Here is a 19,275-nt window from a genome sequence, read left to right on the forward strand (position 1 = left end):
ATCTTTTAATATGACCTACTTTTTGTTATAAGTTCTTTATTACACCAATACCAGATTGCGTCTTCACTATTAGGTTCATAAGGAGCAAATTTATCGAATTCCATTCCAACTTTTTCCATCACTCTGATCGATGCTTTATTATCTTTAAATGCAATTGCAATTATCTTTTTTAGTTTAAGGGAATCAAAGCCATACTCCAAAATTGCACGAGATGCCTCCGTTGCTATACCCAATCCCCAATATTCAGGTAAGAACCTATATCCTAAATCAATTTCATCAAATTCTGGTAAGTATGCCAATCCTGACCATCCTACAAATTTATTTCCTTTTTTTAAAATAGTAGCCCATCTACCATATCCATATTTTTTATAATCAATAATTCTTGTTTCTATGGCTTTTTTTATTTCTTCCCTAGATTTTACTACAGGTTCTCCTGTATACTTTTGTACGGCAGGATTAGAATGCAGATTGTACAGTGCTTCTATGTCATCAAGAGTAATTTCTCTTAATAATAATCTTTCTGTTTCTATTAAAACCTTCACTTTATTGATTATAACATTTTAGGCATACCCTATTGAGAATATAAATATACCTAAAATGTAATACTCAATTGTTCTATCACACTAGAGTTCCATTCAAGCGTAACTGTTAATAGATTTTCTTTCTCGTTCCAATCAGTTTCAACTATCTTATCTCCTACCTTAACAGATGCTGGAGCAGTTTTTATATTATGAATAATTAATGATAGTTTACGACTGATTTTAGCATAATCATTACCTGTTTCAGACTTTAAGCTTATAGAAAGGATGTCATCTACATTCTTACCATTGAAACTTAAGATCTCATACTTACCTTTTTCATAGGCATTTGGCGTATTTCCATCATCATCATATAATTTCCCAAAACTAGAACTCGTTTGAGCATCGTGATAATAATGTAGTGTAAGCTCTTTAGTATTATATAATTCCGTATTCTGAATAGTCTCTACCATCGGAATAAAAGAACCTGCTTTTACAAAAACAGGAATATGATCCTCTTCCGTTTTTATGGTAACATACCTTCCCCCTTCATATTTTTTACCTGTATAAAAATCATACCAATTAGATCCCTTAGGAAAATACACATCCTTAGATACTACCCCAGATTTTACTATTGGAGAAACTAAGAAACTGTCACCCCATAAATATGTATTAGATACTGTTTGTAATTCTCTAGCTTCGGCATCTTCAAAAAACAAAGGTCGCATTAACGGAACTCCTGTTTGATTATTTTCAAAAGCTAACGTATAGTTATATGGAAGCATTTGATACCTCATTTCGATACTTTTCTTCGCTAAATCTTTTGTTTTTTTATCATGAAAAACTGGTTCTGGCGCGATATGTTCTTGAGCATGAGGTCTATAAATAGGTTGAAAAACTCCATACTGCAGCCATCTAGTATATAGTTCGGCATCAAATTTTTCTCCTCCTGCAAAACCACCAAGATCAGAATGCATATAGCCCAATCCCTGAATTCCCATTGATAACGCTATTTCGGTTTGTGGTTGTAATCCGCCCCAACTTCTATTAACGTCTCCTGACCAAGGAATCATCCCAAATCGTTGTGATCCAGAATATCCTGCACGCATCAAAATAAAAGGTCGTTGATTAGGAAAGTCTTTTTGATATCCTTCTTGAACTAATCTCGCCCAATCGTGTCCATAGATATTATGAACCTCGTCAGCAGATCCTGTAGCATGTAATAATGATGATGGATGAACTTCAGGTTCACCAAGATCTCCCCACCATCCTGAAACTCCATATTCTTTAGTATATGTTTTATAAATATTCCAAAACCAATCTTTACCTTTTTGATCATAAATATCAATAATTCCAGTGTTTCCAAAATAGAAATCATATCTAAAAGGATTTCCTAATGAATCCTTACCAAGAACTTTTTCAGTCACAGCTTCTTCCCATTTTTTGGATGTTGATAAAACAAAAGGTTCTGTTATTAAAATGGTTTTTACACCTTGGTTTTTGAAATCATTGATCATTTGTTTAGGGTTAGGAAATGAATCTTTCAAAAACTCTAGATTTCCCATATGCCCTTTGATGTCTTTTCCGAACCAATAAATATCTAGAATTACTGCATCTAATGGAATGGAATCACTTTTAAATTTCGCTATAGTTTCCTTAGTTTCCTTTTCTGAATGATATCCAAAACGACTTGCAAAATTACCAAAAGCCCATCGTGGAGGTAATGGTTGTTTTCCTGTTAGATCAGTATACTGGTTCATTAAATCTTTCCAATCATCACCAGCTACAACCTGATATGTCTTTCTTCCATTGATCATTTCGTAACTCAATGTATTATCTTTTTTACTATCAATATCAAGAAAACCGATCGGAGCATTATCAAAATGAACTGCATATTTTTTAGATGATAGTACTAAAGGCATGGTATAATTCATTAGCTCAGCACGAGTTTCATAACCATAATGCGCTCTGTTATATAATTGTAAACGATTACCCCTTCTATTCATTCCTACTACTCTTGCTCCTGCACCATAAATAACTTCATCTTTATCTAAATTAAAATTCAATATTTCCGTAGAATCTGTTTTAAGATATCCCTTGTTCTCTGAGATTAATTCTTTTCCTTTATATATGTAAGAAATATGAAATGGTTCTTTTGTTATATGAACACTGATCCCATCAGAATTGCCGTATACAATACTTTTTTCAGTTTCCTCTACGTTAGCAACAATTCCATTTTCCAAAACAACAGCGTGTGATTTGGGATCAAAAACTTCTCCAGTTGGTATAAATGAAGTTTCAATAATTTTATTAGAATATAGTTTTATTAGATATTTACCATTATCTCTGGAAACTTTAATAAAACCATCTTTTTTATAGCTATCGATATTGGTTATAAAATCACTAGCATTAGGTTTACAAGAAAACGCTAAAAACGTTACTATTCCTGAAAGGAAAAAGAAAAAAAATCTTGACTTCATTATATAATGGATGTTTTCTAATGTTGATAAGATTCAAATATACTAGAATACCTTTAGAATAAGGTTACAACGAAAGGTGACGATACCGAATTATTGAATTTTCATTCAAAACAAAAAAACACAATAAAAATCACAACACTTCACTATAACGTTTTCGTAACTAAATAGAATTAGTTTAATCATATCGTAATCGATTTCATACAGTAAAAGCATTAACATAAAATACCTAACCTTAACCTAAACATTTGTTGAGGTAGACTAAACATTTTGGTAATACCGAAAGATTACTTTTAGGGTATTAATAACCAATTTAATCTTAATCGTATCACACATGAAAAATTATCTTTACTCTATGTCTAATCGACATAGAAAATCAATATGCATTTCTGCATGCTTAGGTTTTCTAATTTCTTTTTCTGCTTTTGCCCAAACAGAAAAAGATAAATCAACACCACAATTTGATCTACCAAATGACAATTATTATGGTCAAGAAATTTATGCAAAAGGAAAAGGAAAATCTTTTAGAAACTTCGGGGATTTGCTGTTCTCTAGAGCTGTTTTAGATGCCGCTAGTTTTTCCGAAGGTCCTACTTCTGGTCTTTTTATAGGCAGTAACCCTATTAATGAACAAGAACTCCCTTTCTATAACAAACAACCTATTCAAGGATTCTCTTCGGTATTAAATAATATGGACGGAACTTTTACTGCAATGTCAGATAATGGTTTCGGAAGTATTGAGAATTCTGCGGATTATAATTTACGTTTATACAAAATCAAACCTAGATTTGAAACATTTTTTAGAAGAGGCGAAGGAGATATTCAGGTACTGGAATATATCGAACTAAAAGATCCTAATGGGTTAATACCATTTGCAATTACTAATCACTTTAGTCAAGATAGAATTTTAACCGGTGCAGACTTTGATATTGAATCTATCCAAAGAACTACTAATGGAGATTATTGGATCGGAGATGAATTTGGACCTTTCTTATTACATTTTGACCGAAATGGAGTATTACTAGACGCTCCTTATCCTCTACCTGATCTAGATAATGCCGGTAAAGAATTACGTTCTCCACAAAATCCATTTAGTGAAGAAGCGAGTGCTATTAGAATTATGAATGCTATGAGGGCGCATGCACAAGCTAATGGTAGTAAAGCCCCAGTAATGTCACCTTGGTTTGTTATGTTAGATGATAATGATGAAACTACGGTAGTAGGAAGTAGAATTACAACTGCTAATGGATTGGTAGAAGCATCAAGTGAATTATTTAATGTTTCTTCTTTAAATCGTGCTGGTCATCCAGTAGTTGTATACACCGTTAACGATACAGAAAACATGAATCGTTTGTTGGACCTAGACTTACAAGGAATTATTTCAGATCGCCCCGACCTTTTATTAGAAGCTGTACAAAATTTTGATAAGAACCAAGACGGTCGCGCTGATTATATGCATGATAATGGACTTATTGATGTTACTCTTTTTGATGCACAAGGACATCGTGGAGCTAGAAATTTACGTCCAGAAAACACCATACCATCTATGGAAGCAGCATTAGATTATTTGATGCCTACATTAGAAACAGACTGTGGAATCACTTTAGACGGAATCCCTGTACTAGATCACGACCCACATATAGAAGCGGCAAAAACAAGAAAAGTAGATGGCACTCCATATGAATATGAAGATGAAGTATTGGTAAAGAATCTTACATTAGACAGTATCCAAAAAACATTTATTGCAGACAAAATCTTAGCTGGAAGACCTGCTCAGACCAATGATCTTTCACTCTCTCCTGTTGCTGTAGCTTTTGCAAATGAAAAAGGATTTATTGATCCTTACGTAATGCCATCATTACAACAATTATTTGATTTTGTAGAGTTTTATGTTAACTATTATAAAAATGGAGAAGGATCTTCTCACCCTGAAGCTACGAAACGTTGGATGAACGCATCTAAAGTTCGTTTTAATATAGAAACCAAAATTAATCCAAGAACAGATTTAGATGATCGAGGTGATATTTTTGCTGAGAGAACTTTTGGCCCGGAAATATTTACCAAAGCAATTGCTGATATTATTGTTGCGAATGAACTAACGGATCGTGCAGATATACAAAGTTTTGATTTTAGAACATTATTACTTTCACAAGCTCAGTATCCAGAAATTAGAACGGTTTGTTTATTTGGTGATTTCCCTAAAGTCGGAGATGCTGGTGATGGTACAAACTTACAAGATCAAAATGGAGAAAATACTCCTTGGTTAGCGGGAATGTATTGGCCATATCGAGTGACTAAATTAGATACTCCATTTAATGTAAAACAAAGTGGTGGTTTCGAAGGAATGGCTTTAACTACAGATAACACCACGTTATTACCATTGCTAGAAAAACCTCTAGAAGGTAGCGAAAACAACAATCTATTAATCCACGAATTCAATCTTTCCAGTAAATCTTATACCAATAAAAAATATGAGTATCCACTTAACGAAAGAGCCTCTGCAATTGGTGATTTTGTAATGTTTAGTAGCCAAAGAGGATTAATAATCGAGAGAGATGGATCTCAAGGGGATCTTGAAGGATTCAAAGCTATTTATGAAATAGAATTAGACGAAGATTCTACTATGATTCAAAAAAGACTTAATGTAGACTTATTGAAAATTAGAGATCCTAGGAGAATTTCAGAACCTGGTTTACCTGGAGATGTAGGAATTGGAAGAGAATTTGCTTTTCCTTTTGTTACTATAGAAAGTGTTGTAGTTCTTAACCCCTTTTTGATTGGTGTTCTAAATGATAATAACTATCCATTTAGTGTTGGTCGACACGTTGGCGAAGGATTACCTGATGATAATGAGTTTATTCTATTGTGGTTAGACCAACGACTAGGATTGCCGTGGTACAATGGAAAAGATACTGTTTTAAGAATTAACGAAGATGATTTTAAAACATATCCTAACACTTTTACCAATAAGGTTACTTTCTCTACTGTTAATGAAAAAATTAGCACAGTAAGCATTGATATATTTGATTTGGCAGGAAATTTAGTAAAACAAATAAACTCTACTAAAACAAATGAAAATGGTTTTGAATATATATGGGATGGTAAAACCGATAGTGGTGCTGATGTATCTACAGGAATATATATTGCAATTATCCAAGCTGATGGAGAGTTTATAAAGAAAAAAATAGTAAAAAAATAAAAGCCGAAAATTAACCAACTTACTAGCAATAATAACCAAAAAAGAGACCTGCTTACAACAGCAGGTCTCTTTATATATACTAATAATATATTCTAACTTTTAGGATATAAAAATGATTGCTCAACTTCAAAATCTACTACTCCATCCTTTCTAACATCATAAATAATAAATAATTGCCCCCAATAAACTCCATCAGTAAAATCTGCTATAATCCATTTATGATTTAATAGTCTTACTTTATTGATTGCCATATGACCCTCCATTCCCCCAAAAGGAACTATTGGATTATCAGCTCCAGCTTTATTCTGACTAATAATTTGATCACTAATAGTTAACTCTAACTTCTTAGCATCATATCCTTGTTCTTCAAAATAATTAATAGCTTCTTCATCACTTTCTAATGAGAAATAAGTTAGCTCAAGGATTTTATCTATTAATGAATCTTTTTCTATATCTCTAGATTTTAACTCATCTTCTTTCTCTTCTATTTTTGCCATCAGGTTATCTATCTTACCATCATAAGATTCCTTGGCTTTTTTAGCATTCATAAATTGAAACAATATGAATAATACTGAAAAAATAAATAGGTATAGAAATATTCTACTTCTCATATTAGATTGTAATTTTTAAATTATCGTAGGCTAAAAAAACGTTTTCCGGTAATTGTTGTTGCACTTCTTCATGAAATCCAAGCATATGACTTATATGTGTCAGATATGCCTTTTCAGGTTTTACTTCATTAATAAACTCTAATGCTTCTTCTAAATTAAAATGAGAGTGATGTGGTTCAATTCTAAGAGCATTTACAACCAATACTTTCACTCCTTTTAATTTTTCTATTTCCTTTTCTTCAATAGTTTTTACATCAGTTAGATAAGCAAAATCTTTAAATCTAAATCCAAAAACTTGTAATCGATTGTGCATTAAATCGATTGGAATCACATCCAGGTTACCCAGTGAAAATGGTTGGTTAGTTAGTTCATTTTCTATAACACTGGGTGCTCCTGGATACTTATTTTCTGAAGAAAATATATAGCTAAATCTTGTTCTTAAAGAATTTAATACTCTTTTATGTGCATAAACTGGAATATCTCCTTGTCTAAAAAAGAATGGCCTTATATCATCCATACCCATGGTATGATCCGCATGTTCATGAGTAAAAATTATCCCATCAATTCTATCCACTTCATTTGTGAGCATTTGTTGTCTAAAATCGGGGCCACAATCAATAACATATTTATATTCATCCCAAGAAATCAATACGGACACTCGCAATCTCTTATCCTTTTCATCTTTACTAAGGCATACGGGATGTGTACTTCCTATTATTGGAATCCCTTGTGATGTTCCTGTACCAAGAAATGTAACTTCCATATAGCATGTTGACTAAAGGCAAATGTAATTATAATTTTTTTGCTCAAAAAGTAATTCATTTCGACACTTTATTATTTATATCTATTATAAAATGCGAAAAATTGCTTTCAGATTTTTTTAATAATACTTAATCTATTAGTAACTTTACATAAACAAAAAAAGCCCATTTCGCTATGCCTATTACTATCATGGGAGATAAGGAATTCGAGTCCGTCCCTTCGCTTAAGAGTAAAGCCTTACGAATCAATCTAAATGCCAACATCTATGGAACCTTCGCAGAGATAGGTGCCGGTCAAGAAACAGCACGTAATTTTTTTAGAGCCGGAGGTGCATCTGGTACTATTGCAAAGGCTATGAGTGCTTATGATAAAGATTTTAGTGATGCCATCTATGGAATAGAAGATGATAAACGCTATGTAACCGAGGCCCGATTAAAAAAGATGTTGAAACATGAAGTACGTCTTATAGAAGAGCGAATACAAAGAGAAAAACATCCAAATAAACTATTTTTTAGTTATGCAAATACAGTAGCTACTATTGATTTTGCTAAGAAATATAAAGGACATGGTTGGGTTGGTATCCGATATCAAACTAAACCGGATGAAGACTACAATGAAATAATACTTCATATCCGTTTTCATGAAAACGATGCTAAACTGCAGCAAATGACCTTGGGGGTTTTGGGAGTTAACCTAATTTATGGAGCTTATTATAAATATGATAATCCAAAAAAATTACTTCGTTATTTATATGATCACTTAGATAAAGACCAAATTGAAATTGACACTATTAATTTTTCTGGTCCAAGATTTAAAAAAGTAGATAACCGATTAATGAGTTTACAATTGGTTAAAAATGGAATGACGGAAGCAGTAATGTTTGGACCTGATGGTAATAATGTTTTACCTGCTGCTGTATTATATAAAAAGAATATCCTAGCTCTAAGAGGAAGTTTTAGACCAGTGACCAAAGTAAATATGGATATTTATAAGAAGTCACTTAATATGTTCCTTAATGAGAATAAGGTACGTAAAGAGAAAACAATTGAAATTTTTGAAATCACCTTATCCAACCTTAGAGCCGAAGGAGAAATCGATGAAGAAGATTTTATGTCTAGAGCTAGATTATTATGCTCTTTAGGACAGACTGTAATGATTTCTAATTTCCAGGAATATTATAAAGTTGTAGAATACTTTTCTAATTATACTAAAGAGCGTATGGCACTTTCCATGGGCGTAAATAATCTAGTAGATATATTTGATGAAAAATACTATAGACATTTAAGTGGTGGTATTCTAGAGGCTTTCGGAAAACTCTTCTTTAAAGACCTAAAAGTATATTTATATCCGTTAAAAGACCCTAAAACTGGAGACTTAACTACAAGTGAAAACCTTAAGGTACATCCTAGAATGAAAGAATTATATAAATTCTTTAAATACAATGGTAAACTTCAAGATATTGTAGATTTTGACCCTTCTATAATGGATATTTATTCTAGAGAAGTGCTTCAAAAAATTCAAGAAGGAGAACCTGGATGGGAAGAACAATTACCTGAACTTATTCCAGAAATGATAAAGGAAAATAATTTCTTTGGTTATAAAGAAACTGAAAAAGTACAATAAACAAATATTTAATTTTTTTATCGTAATAAATAATTACGGACTAATCATAAATAGAAGTATACTAGTATATATCGGTCATATCTAATTCTGAAAACTAAAATATTCTACTCTGCACAATAAATCACCACCTAAAATCAAGTGATTTATTGAGAGTAAAGAATATAAATGAAGAATACTCTTTATCATACAATAAATAAACCACTAAAGAATTTAAAACCTTTTTTTAGTAACCTATGCAACAAATATCAGTCACAACCAATCCCAAAATTGCATCGGTTTATGAAAAATATCCTGACTTAGTTAAGGATAAAATAATGGAGCTTCGTAATTTAATTATAGAAACAGCTAAAGAGATAGAAGACATACAAAGTATTGAAGAAACATTAAAATGGGGAGAACCAAGTTTTTTAGTAAAAAAAGGGAGTACAATAAGAATCAATTGGAAAAAGAGTACTCCAAATCAATATGGTATGTATTTTCAATGTACAAGTAAATTAATCACCACATTTAGAGTTTTATATAAAGACACCTTTCAATTCGAAGGAAATCGGGCGATAATTTTTCCTATGACATGTGATATTCCTAAAAAACAACTAAAAAACTGCATTACTGCTGCCTTAAACTACCACAAGGTAAAACATCTACCTACTTTAGGTATTTAAAAAAGAAAGGCATATGTACTTTTCAGTATATATGCCTTTAAAATCTTCTATGATATAATACTATATTAAAGAATTTGAGCAGCGTGATCCTTGGTTTTTATTTTAGTAATAACTTCAGTAAGAACCGAATTTTCGTCTATTACAAAAGTAGTTCTATGAATTCCATCATATTCTTTACCCATAAACTTCTTAGGCCCCCAAACATTAAAAGCTTCTATAACCTTCTTATCTTCATCCGCTAGTAATGGATAAGGTAATTCATATTTATTCTTGAAATTTTGTTGACGCTTTGCACTATCTGCACTAACACCAAGAATTTCATATCCTTGAGATTGAAACGTTTGATAATTATCTTTAAGATTACATGCCTCTGCTGTGCATCCTGGTGTGCTAGCTTTCGGGTAGAAAAAAACAACTAATTTTTTTCCTTTATAGTCTTCTAAACTAATAGTATTTCCATCTTGATCTAATGCCGAGAAATTAGGAGCTTTATCTCCTACTTTTAATGATGTCATTTTATTACAATTAAATTGAACACTTAAAAATTTAAGTTTGTTTAAAGTTTTTTGATAAAATTAAAACAAAAAAGACAATTCAGCGATAATTTTATTAAAAATTTAAGCTTTGATAAGTAAGAAATAAGCTCATAAATATTCATATTTTAGCAGAAAATAATTCTATTCATATGACTAAAAAGGAAAAGGTAGATTTTACTATCCAAACACTTAAGGAATTATATCCCAGAATACCAATTCCATTAGATCATAAAGATCCTTATACACTATTAATCGCTGTATTGATGAGCGCTCAAAGTACAGATGTTAGGGTTAATAAAATCACTCCTCTCCTATTTGAACGTGCAGATAATCCATACAGAATGGTACAATTATCTGTTGAAGAAATAAGAGAAATTATAAAACCTGTAGGATTAAGTCCTATGAAATCAAAAGGAATTCACGGTCTATCCAAAATATTAATTGAAAAACATAACGGAGAAGTACCTCAAAGTTTTGAAGATTTAGAAGAGTTACCAGCTGTTGGACATAAAACCGCTAGTGTAGTGATGTCTCAAGCTTTTGGAGTACCCGCATTTCCTGTCGACACACATATTCATCGATTGATGTATCGTTGGGGATTTAGTAACGGTAAAAATGTAACTCAAACTGAAAAGGATGCAAAACGTTTATTTCCAAGAGAATTATGGAACGATCTACATTTACAAATTATTTGGTACGGACGAGAATACTCTCCTGCTAGAGGGTGGGATCTAGATAAAGATATAATAACAAAAACTATAGGAAGAAAAACGGTAATCAACGAGTATCTAAAAAAATAAAAGACCCGTTATTATCATAACAGGTCTTTTACAAAGTTTAGTTTTAATTTAGAAGCGCTTCAAACTTCATTTTATTGTAATCTATAACACTTAAAGCCTTTGAGTAATTTAAAAGAAAATCTACTGTAATTTTCTTTGGTACTAATTGTTGTTGCTCCTCTTTGCGAGAAGACTTAAAGTAAAATTTTGCCATATTAACTTATCTTAAATTAAGGGTTATTTTTTATAAATAACGACGGCAAATCTACTTTATTGCATAAAAAAATGTTAATTCGTTAAAACGATATTGTTTTTCTCAATAACCTTTCTCAGATTTATCAAAGCATATCTCATTCTTCCAAGAGCAGTATTGATACTTACACCAGTCTTATCAGAAATTTCTTTGAAACTCATGTCTCTATACATTCTCATAACCAAAACCTCTTTTTGATCCTCTGGTAATTCTTGTATTAAATTACGTAAATCCTCTTCTACCTGGTCTTTGATTATTCTTTTTTCCGCATTAAGATCACCATCACTAATAATAGAGAATATACTAAACTCTCCATTATCCTCGAATTTAGGCATACGGTTACCTTTTCTAAAATGGTCTATTACCAAGTTATGTGCAATTCTCATCACCCAAGGTAAAAACTTTCCTTCTTCGTTATATTTTCCAAGTTTTAATGTACGGATAACCTTAATAAAAGTATCCTGAAATATATCTTCAGACACATCTCTATCAAAAACTTTAGAATAAATAAAACTGTAAATTCGTTGTTTGTGACGTTCAATTAACGTAGATAATGCACACTCGTCACCTTTGATGTAATTATTTACCAGAACAGCATCTGATATCTTGTAATCTTTCATACCTATCACTTTATTTTAGTACCAACAAGCTTGGGGCTCGGGCTATGTTAAACTTAAAAGTAATGGTATACTATAGGCTATTCTTTTTAGATTTTGATTCAATTACTGGGGCTAATATAGTAACAATCATTGAAAATCAAACTATTTTCTGTTAATTTTTTTAACTTAACTTTCAATATCAATACTTTAGAATACTTCTTTAGTAATCATTATATTTGCCGTCACACCGCATAATTGCTATGATTCAAGACATTACTACCTTAGATCCAAAACATAATATATTAATTAAAGGGGCCAAACTGCATAACCTTAAAAATCTAGATGCGGCTATACCAAGAAATAAATTAGTGGTAATCACTGGGTTATCTGGTTCTGGTAAATCTAGTTTAGCATTTGATACATTATATGCCGAAGGACAACGAAGATATGTAGAAAGTCTTTCTTCTTATGCAAGACAATTCTTAGGACGACTTAACAAACCCAAGGTCGAATATATAAAAGGTATAGCTCCGGCAATTGCTATAGAGCAAAAAGTAAATTCTACTAATCCTAGATCTACAGTAGGTACTACTACAGAAATTTACGATTATCTAAAATTACTTTTTGCCAGAATAGGAAAAACCTACTCTCCTATCTCAGGTAATCAAGTAAAAAAAGATACAGTAACTGATGTAATCGAATATGTAAAAGAATGTGAAGAAGGTGAGAAACTGCTTTTACTTGCTCCAATACACGTAGAGAGTGGAAGAACAACAGAAGAAAAACTTAAAGTATTACAACAACAGGGATATGCGCGTGTAAAGATTAATGATACTGTTTGCAGAATTGAAGAAGCTCATATCACAACAAAAGATACAGTTCATCTTGTTATAGATCGAATTATAAAAAGAGATAAAGAGGACTTCTATAATCGTTTGGCAGATGCAATAGCTTCAGCTTTCTTCGAAGGAAAAGGGACTTGTTACATTGAATCTCTAAAAGATAATAACTCCAGACAATTTAGTAATAAGTTTGAGTTGGATGGAATGACTTTTTTAGAGCCTAATGTTCATTTATTTAGTTTCAATAATCCGTATGGAGCATGTCCTGAATGCGAAGGATATGGAGATGTAATTGGTATTGATGAAGATCTAGTTATACCGAATACTTCTCTAAGCATATATGAAGGTGCCGTTTTTCCATGGAAAGGAGATACAATGAGTTGGTATAAAGATCAACTAGTTAACAGTGCATACAAATTCGATTTCCCAATACACAAACCATATTTCGAATTATCTTCAGAACATAAAGAATTACTTTGGAAAGGAAATAAATATTTTGAAGGTATCGATAGCTTTTTTATCGAACTAGAAGCAAAAGCTTACAAAATCCAAAATAGAGTAATGCTATCGCGCTATCGTGGTAAAACAAAATGTGCTACCTGTAAAGGAAAAAGATTACGTGCTGAAACAAACTATGTAAAAGTTGGTGATGCTACATTAACAGATCTTGTAGAAAAACCTTTAAATGAACTTTCTGATTTCTTTAAAAATCTAGAACTAAATGAGTATGACTCACAAATTGGCAAGCGATTACTAAAAGAGATAAATAGTAGATTAGAATTCTTAGACAACGTAGGATTACAATATCTAACGCTAAATCGTAAATCCAATACTTTATCTGGTGGAGAATCCCAAAGAATAAACTTAGCCACTTCTTTAGGAAGTAGTTTAGTAGGATCTATGTATATATTAGATGAGCCAAGTATTGGTTTACACCCCAAAGACACCGAAAAACTGATAAAAGTGCTTCAGTCTTTACGGGATTTAGGAAATACAGTTATTGTTGTTGAACATGATGAAGATATTATGAAAGCGGCAGATGTTATCCTAGATATAGGCCCCGAAGCAGGTACTTTTGGAGGTAATTTAGTTGCTAATGGTACTTTTGATCAAATTCTAGCTTCTGATTCGCTAACAGCTAAATATCTAAATGGAGATCTAGAAATAGAAGTTCCAAAAGAAAGAAAAACTTCTAAATATTATTTAGAAATTATTGGAGCAAGAGAGAATAATTTAAAGAATGTAGATGTAAAAATTCCGCTTGGAGTTTTTACTGCAATCACAGGAGTTTCGGGAAGTGGTAAAAGTACGTTAGTTAAAAAAATTGTATACCCATCTGTACTAAAACAATTAGGCGGATACGGAGAAAAAGCTGGGCAGTTTACAGAATTAAAAGGAAATTATAGTAATATAAAACATGTAGAATTTGTAGATCAAAACCCAATTGGTCGTTCCTCGAGATCTAATCCAGTGACCTATATTAAGGCATATGATGATATTAGAGCACTTTTTGCTAGTCAAAAACTTTCGAAAATTCGTAATTATCAATCTAAGCACTTTTCTTTTAATGTAGATGGCGGACGTTGCGAAACTTGCAAAGGCGAAGGAGAAGTTACCATTGAAATGCAGTTTATGGCCGATGTACATTTAGAATGTGAAACATGTGGAGGAAAACGATTTAAGAAAGATTTACTAGAAGTAACTTTTGAAGATAAAAATATTGATGATATCCTTACGATGACTATTGATAGTGCTATTGATTTTTTCTCAAAACACAGTCAGGCAAAAATCATAAGAAAGCTTCAACCTTTACAAGATGTTGGTTTAGGATATGTACAATTAGGCCAAAGCTCCTCTACCCTTTCTGGAGGAGAAGCACAACGAATAAAGCTTGCGTCATTTCTAGTAAAAGGGAATACAAAAGACAAAGCTTTGTTTATTTTTGATGAACCAACAACTGGGTTGCATTTTCACGATATCAAAAAATTATTAAAATCATTTAATGAGTTAATTGCAAAAGGGCACTCTATTTTAGTTATTGAGCATAACTTAGATTTGGTAAAATGCGCTGATTATGTGATTGATTTAGGTCCAGAAGGCGGAAAAAATGGAGGAATTATTGTTGCTCAAGGGACTCCGGAAGAAGTTAGTAAAAATAAAAAATCGTACACTGGTCAATATCTAAAAGACAAACTCTAAAACATTAACATAATTGTAATAATATATTCTGTAAAGTAAAAGGAAACATTCCGGCTAAGCTATCCAATAATTAAAATTAAAAGAATGTCACTTACAGAACAATTAAAAGCTCGTGCTGTTCAATCAGCCAATAAATATCCTGAAACTATTCATAAAATAATGAATAATGGTATATCAGAACTTATAGATAGTCAATTGGTAAATCGGTCTCTAAAAACTGGTGATAAAATACCCGAAATAAAACTACCAAATGCTGCGGACAAAAATATATCTATCCAAGAATTATTAGTTACCAAAAAAGTAGTATTAACTTTTTATCGAGGAGGTTGGTGTCCTTATTGTAATCTAGAATTACAAGCTTTACAAGCATATCAAGATCAATTTGATAAACTAGGAGCTACTTTGGTAGCAATTAGCCCAGAAACGCCTGATAACTCCCTTAATACTTCCGAAAAAAATAATTTAAGTTTTGAAGTTCTTTCTGATATTGATAACAAAATTGCAAATGACTTCAATTTAATATTTACGCTGCCTAAAGATTTAATAGAAGTTTATAAAGGATTTGGAATAGATTTAATTAAAAGTAATGGTAACGAAGATCATCAATTACCTATCGCTGCAACGTATGTTATTGATCAAGATGGAACTATCACTTATGATTTTATCAAAGAAGATTACAAAGAAAGAGCAGATCCTGAACAAATAATTAAACACCTTAAAACCAAATAATTAAACCCTATTTAAGGATCATTTTTCAATAACACAAAAAAAATTGGCACGCCATTTGGTTACTTAATAATCAAATAGCGGAAACCGAAAAGCTAATGAGTAGGTAAAAACCCAAAACATTTTAGTTATGAAAAAAATGATACTTTTTATCGCAGCAATGTTACTAATTGGAACAGCTGTACAAGCAACCGATCAAAAACAGTCGAATCAAGTTGATAGGGTTACAAAACGCTATCGTAGTTCTCAACCAGTTGTATTTGTCGAGGGTGGTATAAAATTCTTTGTATATCCTAATGGAGAAATTGATTTTAAAACTACTAGAAGACGAAATTACAATAATTGGAATTGGAATACTAGAAATTATAACTCTCCAGGACGTACTAGAAGCTATAGATCTAATAATCGTTTTACAGTAAAGTATGATTACTACGGAAGATTAAAACGTGTTGGTATTACTACCATAGGATATAATCAATTTGATCAAGTAAGAAGAATTGGATCCGTTTTAGTTAGATATAATAGAAGAGGGAGATTAGCTCAAATTGGTGGACTACGAGTATATTATGGAAAAAAAGGACGAATTCGACATATAGAAGGAAGTGTACATCATACAGGATGTGGTTTCTGCGGTGTAGATGGATGTAGTATAACTCATGATCCATATTACAATTTTAGTGGAAGATCAAATCATACAGATTGGAAAAATCATATTGATGATGATCACAACTATAAGAATAGAAAAAGAAAAAAGAAATATAATGATCACGATGATGATTAATATGAATTAGTTAGTTGGTTAGTTGTTAGAAAGCCTGTTATCATTTTTGATAGCAGGCTTTCTCTTTTAACTAAAAATGTTAAGCATTCTTCTAAACAACACGATTATTTTATATTTAAGGAGCAAAAAATAAAATCTTTTTATGAAATTCTACAAAGTCTCGCTGTTAACGATTTCAATAGTTTGTATCCAAACGTCAGTTGCTCAAAAAATGCAATTCGAGGATTATGACCCACCTTCTACTCTTGTAGTTCCAGAAACTATAATAAAAAAAGCAAAATTTCCTTTTATCGATGTACATAATCATCAATTTAGAATGCCCACACAAGATTTAAGTGAATTAGTAAACGAAATGGATAAATTAAATATGGCGGTAATGGTTAATTTATCTGGTCGAGGAAGAGGATCTGATGAGCATCTAAAAGGAGCTCTAGAAAATGTAAAAACTAATGCTGCTAAACGTTTTATAGTATTTACCAATATTGATTTAGAAGGTATTGATGAACCCGATTGGACAAAAAGAACTGTTGCAAGACTAGAAAAGGATGTTGTCATGGGTGCCAATGGTTTAAAAATATACAAAAGCCAAGGAATGGATAATATGGATAATAATGGGGATAGAATCAAAATAGATGATCCTAGGATTGGACCAGTATGGGAAAAATGCGGCGAATTAGGAATTCCTGTTCTGATACACGCTGCAGATCCTAAATCATTCTGGGATCCACACGATAATCAAAATGAAAGGTGGCTGGAGCTAAAATTACGATCTAGAAGAAAGAGAGATGCTAAGGTAACAGGCTCTTGGCAAACCATTATACAAGAACAACACAATATTTTTAAAAAACATAAAAACACTAAATTTATCAATGCCCATTTAGGATGGTATGGAAACAACTTAGCCAAACTCGCAGAGTTAATGGATGAAATACCTAATATGTATTCCGAAATTGGAGCAGTAATCGCCGAACTTGGACGACAACCTCGTAATGCTAAAGTATTTTTAACTAAATACCAAGATAGAATTATGTTTGGTAAAGATTCTTGGAATCCTGAGGAATACTACACTTATTTTAGGGTTCTCGAATCTAACGATGAGTATTTTCCTTATTACAAAAGATATCATGCTTTCTGGAAAATGTATGGATTAGACCTTGAAGATGAAGTTCTGAAAAAACTATATTATAAAAATGCACTAAAAGTAATTCCTAATATTGATAAAAGTTTATTTCCAAAATAATACAACTTAGTTAAAACATAAAAAACAAAAACCTAATAACCAGTATTTTAACACCTAAAAACCTTTAACAATGAAGAACACTATATAATAATCTGTTTTTTTGGCACGCTGCTTGATACTATATAAACGAGTGATAAAAACTAATTTTTACACTTCTTTTAAAATCACAGATTATGAAAAATATTGTTTTACTATTTACAGGTTTATTATTAGCTTCTTTTACTGCTAATGCTTTTGAAACAAATACAGAAACCGTTTCTAGATATTATAATTATGGAAAATCATTCATTTTCAATGAAAGTGGAGTTGAATTCTCTGTGTATGCAGATGGTCAGTTTGATTTTTACGTAAACAGACCAAGAGGTGGTGTTAGTGTTAATATCAATCGTCCAGGTGTAAATATTAGTTTTAACTCTGGTTATGATTATGATGCATATGTACAGTATGATGATTATGGTGCTGTAGTGCAAATAGAAAATGTACCAATATTCTATGATTACTACGGTAGGATTAGTCAAGCAGGTGATATATTTATCAACTACAACCGTTTTGGTAGAATATCAAGAGTTGGTGGACTATATGTAAACTATAATAACTACGGTAATTTTGTTAACTGTACTGGATTTATTAATAGCTTTAATAGACATTATACATACAGACCTTTTCACGCTTTCTTTACAGTACCAGTTGTAAGTAGATGTATTGTATTCAATAGACCTTACAGAAGATTTTATAACCCTTATAGATTTTCATATAATGTTTTTAGAACGAACTATTATAATGGATACTATGCAAAACCTTATAGAAGTCGTAACTATTACAGACCTAATCAGAGAGTAGCAAGCTATAACAGAGGGAATAGAGTTAGCAGAGCTAGAAGTCTTGATTATAGATCTCGTGATAGAAGAACAGCTATGTACAAGAGAAATGATCGTAACTACAGAACTGTAAATCGAAGTAGATCTACTTCTGTAAATAGAAACAGAGCTAACGTAAATAGTAATACCTCTAGAAGTAGAAGTACACAAACTAGAGATAGAGCGAAAACTACTTCAAGAAGCGCTCAAAACAGAAGTAGAACACAAAATACGCAAAGAACTAGAAACGCCGTAACAAGTCGTTCTACTAGGAATGCTGAAACAAGAAGTCAAGCAAGAAAAGCTGATCAAAATAGAGTTCTGTCAAACCAAAGATCACAAAGAAGTAGAAACACTGTTGCAAATGGATCTAGTAGAAATAACAATAAAGTAAGAACTACGACTAGAAGTAATAGAAATAATAGTTCAAGAAATGTAACAAAACGTTCTAATAACAGTCGATATACTAGTAAAGGAACTAATAATTCTAGATCTAAAGTACAAAAACAAAGAAGTAACACTTCTAACAGATCCGCAAGATCTAATAATTCTAGATCTCGTACAGCTAGAAGTAGAAGTTAAAAAAATATAAAGAATTTATTTTTTTGGTT

The 19,275-nt window shown here is 31.6% G+C and carries 15 protein-coding genes; 9 read left to right on the forward strand and 6 right to left on the reverse strand.

All coding sequences use genetic code 11. The features are described 5' to 3' along the window. Positions 1–5: 5 nt before the first annotated feature. On the reverse strand, positions 6–542 hold the full coding sequence (locus NMK29_RS10300; RefSeq protein ID WP_159092359.1) for a GNAT family N-acetyltransferase: 537 nt from the start codon (positions 540–542) through the stop codon (positions 6–8). Between the two features lie 50 nt (positions 543–592). Next, the gene (locus NMK29_RS10305) at positions 593–2,998 is read right to left on the reverse strand and encodes a TIM-barrel domain-containing protein (protein WP_108805440.1); all 2,406 of its coding nucleotides are present in this window, start codon (positions 2,996–2,998) and stop codon (positions 593–595) included. A 331-nt stretch (positions 2,999–3,329) separates the two neighbouring features. Between NMK29_RS10305 and NMK29_RS10310 the strand changes: the two genes are divergently transcribed. After that, positions 3,330–6,194, forward strand: a complete 2,865-nt coding sequence (locus NMK29_RS10310; protein WP_108805439.1) for an esterase-like activity of phytase family protein — start codon at positions 3,330–3,332, stop codon at positions 6,192–6,194. 92 nt (positions 6,195–6,286) lie between these two features. Here the strand turns inward: NMK29_RS10310 and NMK29_RS10315 are convergent, their stop codons facing one another. Together NMK29_RS10315 and NMK29_RS10320 are read right to left on the reverse strand one after the other, a co-directional pair. Continuing rightward, positions 6,287–6,805 (reverse strand): hypothetical protein, encoded by a 519-nt coding sequence (locus tag NMK29_RS10315; RefSeq protein ID WP_108805438.1) that lies wholly within the window; start codon positions 6,803–6,805, stop codon positions 6,287–6,289. Position 6,806: 1 nt separating this feature from the next. Next, a complete protein-coding gene (locus NMK29_RS10320) occupies positions 6,807–7,568 on the reverse strand; it encodes an MBL fold metallo-hydrolase (RefSeq protein ID WP_108805437.1) in 762 nt (253 codons plus the stop codon). A gap of 173 nt (positions 7,569–7,741) precedes the next feature. On the opposite strand from NMK29_RS10320, the gene NMK29_RS10325 reads away from it, so the two are divergent. Both NMK29_RS10325 and NMK29_RS10330 read left to right on the forward strand, forming a co-directional pair. Then, positions 7,742–9,190 (forward strand): TonB-dependent receptor, encoded by a 1,449-nt coding sequence (locus tag NMK29_RS10325; RefSeq protein WP_108805436.1) that lies wholly within the window; start codon positions 7,742–7,744, stop codon positions 9,188–9,190. 233 nt (positions 9,191–9,423) lie between these two features. Further along, positions 9,424–9,852 (forward strand): DUF1801 domain-containing protein, encoded by a 429-nt coding sequence (locus NMK29_RS10330; RefSeq protein ID WP_108805435.1) that lies wholly within the window; start codon positions 9,424–9,426, stop codon positions 9,850–9,852. A gap of 65 nt (positions 9,853–9,917) precedes the next feature. On the opposite strand, the gene bcp is transcribed toward NMK29_RS10330, so the two are convergent. Then, complete coding sequence (bcp, locus tag NMK29_RS10335) at positions 9,918–10,367, reverse strand: thioredoxin-dependent thiol peroxidase (protein ID WP_108805434.1); 450 nt, start codon at positions 10,365–10,367, stop codon at positions 9,918–9,920. Positions 10,368–10,537: 170 nt separating this feature from the next. Here bcp and nth point away from each other — a divergent pair, with 170 nt between their 5' ends. Then, positions 10,538–11,188 (forward strand): endonuclease III, encoded by a 651-nt coding sequence (gene nth, locus NMK29_RS10340; protein WP_108805433.1) that lies wholly within the window; start codon positions 10,538–10,540, stop codon positions 11,186–11,188. Between the two features lie 267 nt (positions 11,189–11,455). On the opposite strand, the gene NMK29_RS10345 is transcribed toward nth, so the two are convergent. Beyond that, entirely contained in the window at positions 11,456–12,040 is a 585-nt protein-coding gene (locus NMK29_RS10345) for an RNA polymerase sigma factor (RefSeq protein ID WP_027391769.1), read from the reverse strand. 239 nt (positions 12,041–12,279) lie between these two features. On the opposite strand from NMK29_RS10345, the gene uvrA reads away from it, so the two are divergent. From uvrA to NMK29_RS10370, 5 genes are all read left to right on the forward strand, one after another. Then, complete coding sequence (gene uvrA / locus NMK29_RS10350) at positions 12,280–15,060, forward strand: excinuclease ABC subunit UvrA (RefSeq protein ID WP_108805432.1); 2,781 nt, start codon at positions 12,280–12,282, stop codon at positions 15,058–15,060. Positions 15,061–15,144: 84 nt separating this feature from the next. After that, complete coding sequence (locus NMK29_RS10355; RefSeq protein ID WP_108805431.1) at positions 15,145–15,789, forward strand: peroxiredoxin-like family protein; 645 nt, start codon at positions 15,145–15,147, stop codon at positions 15,787–15,789. Positions 15,790–15,916: 127 nt separating this feature from the next. Further along, positions 15,917–16,567 (forward strand): hypothetical protein, encoded by a 651-nt coding sequence (locus NMK29_RS10360; RefSeq protein ID WP_108805430.1) that lies wholly within the window; start codon positions 15,917–15,919, stop codon positions 16,565–16,567. 142 nt (positions 16,568–16,709) lie between these two features. After that, entirely contained in the window at positions 16,710–17,807 is a 1,098-nt protein-coding gene (locus NMK29_RS10365) for an amidohydrolase family protein (protein WP_108805429.1), read from the forward strand. 173 nt (positions 17,808–17,980) lie between these two features. Further along, a complete protein-coding gene (locus NMK29_RS10370; protein ID WP_108805428.1) occupies positions 17,981–19,246 on the forward strand; it encodes a hypothetical protein in 1,266 nt (421 codons plus the stop codon). The last annotated feature ends 29 nt before the right edge of the window (positions 19,247–19,275 follow it).

Source organism: Aquimarina sp. Aq107, assembly GCF_943733665.1.
Lineage (GTDB): Bacteria > Bacteroidota > Bacteroidia > Flavobacteriales > Flavobacteriaceae > Aquimarina.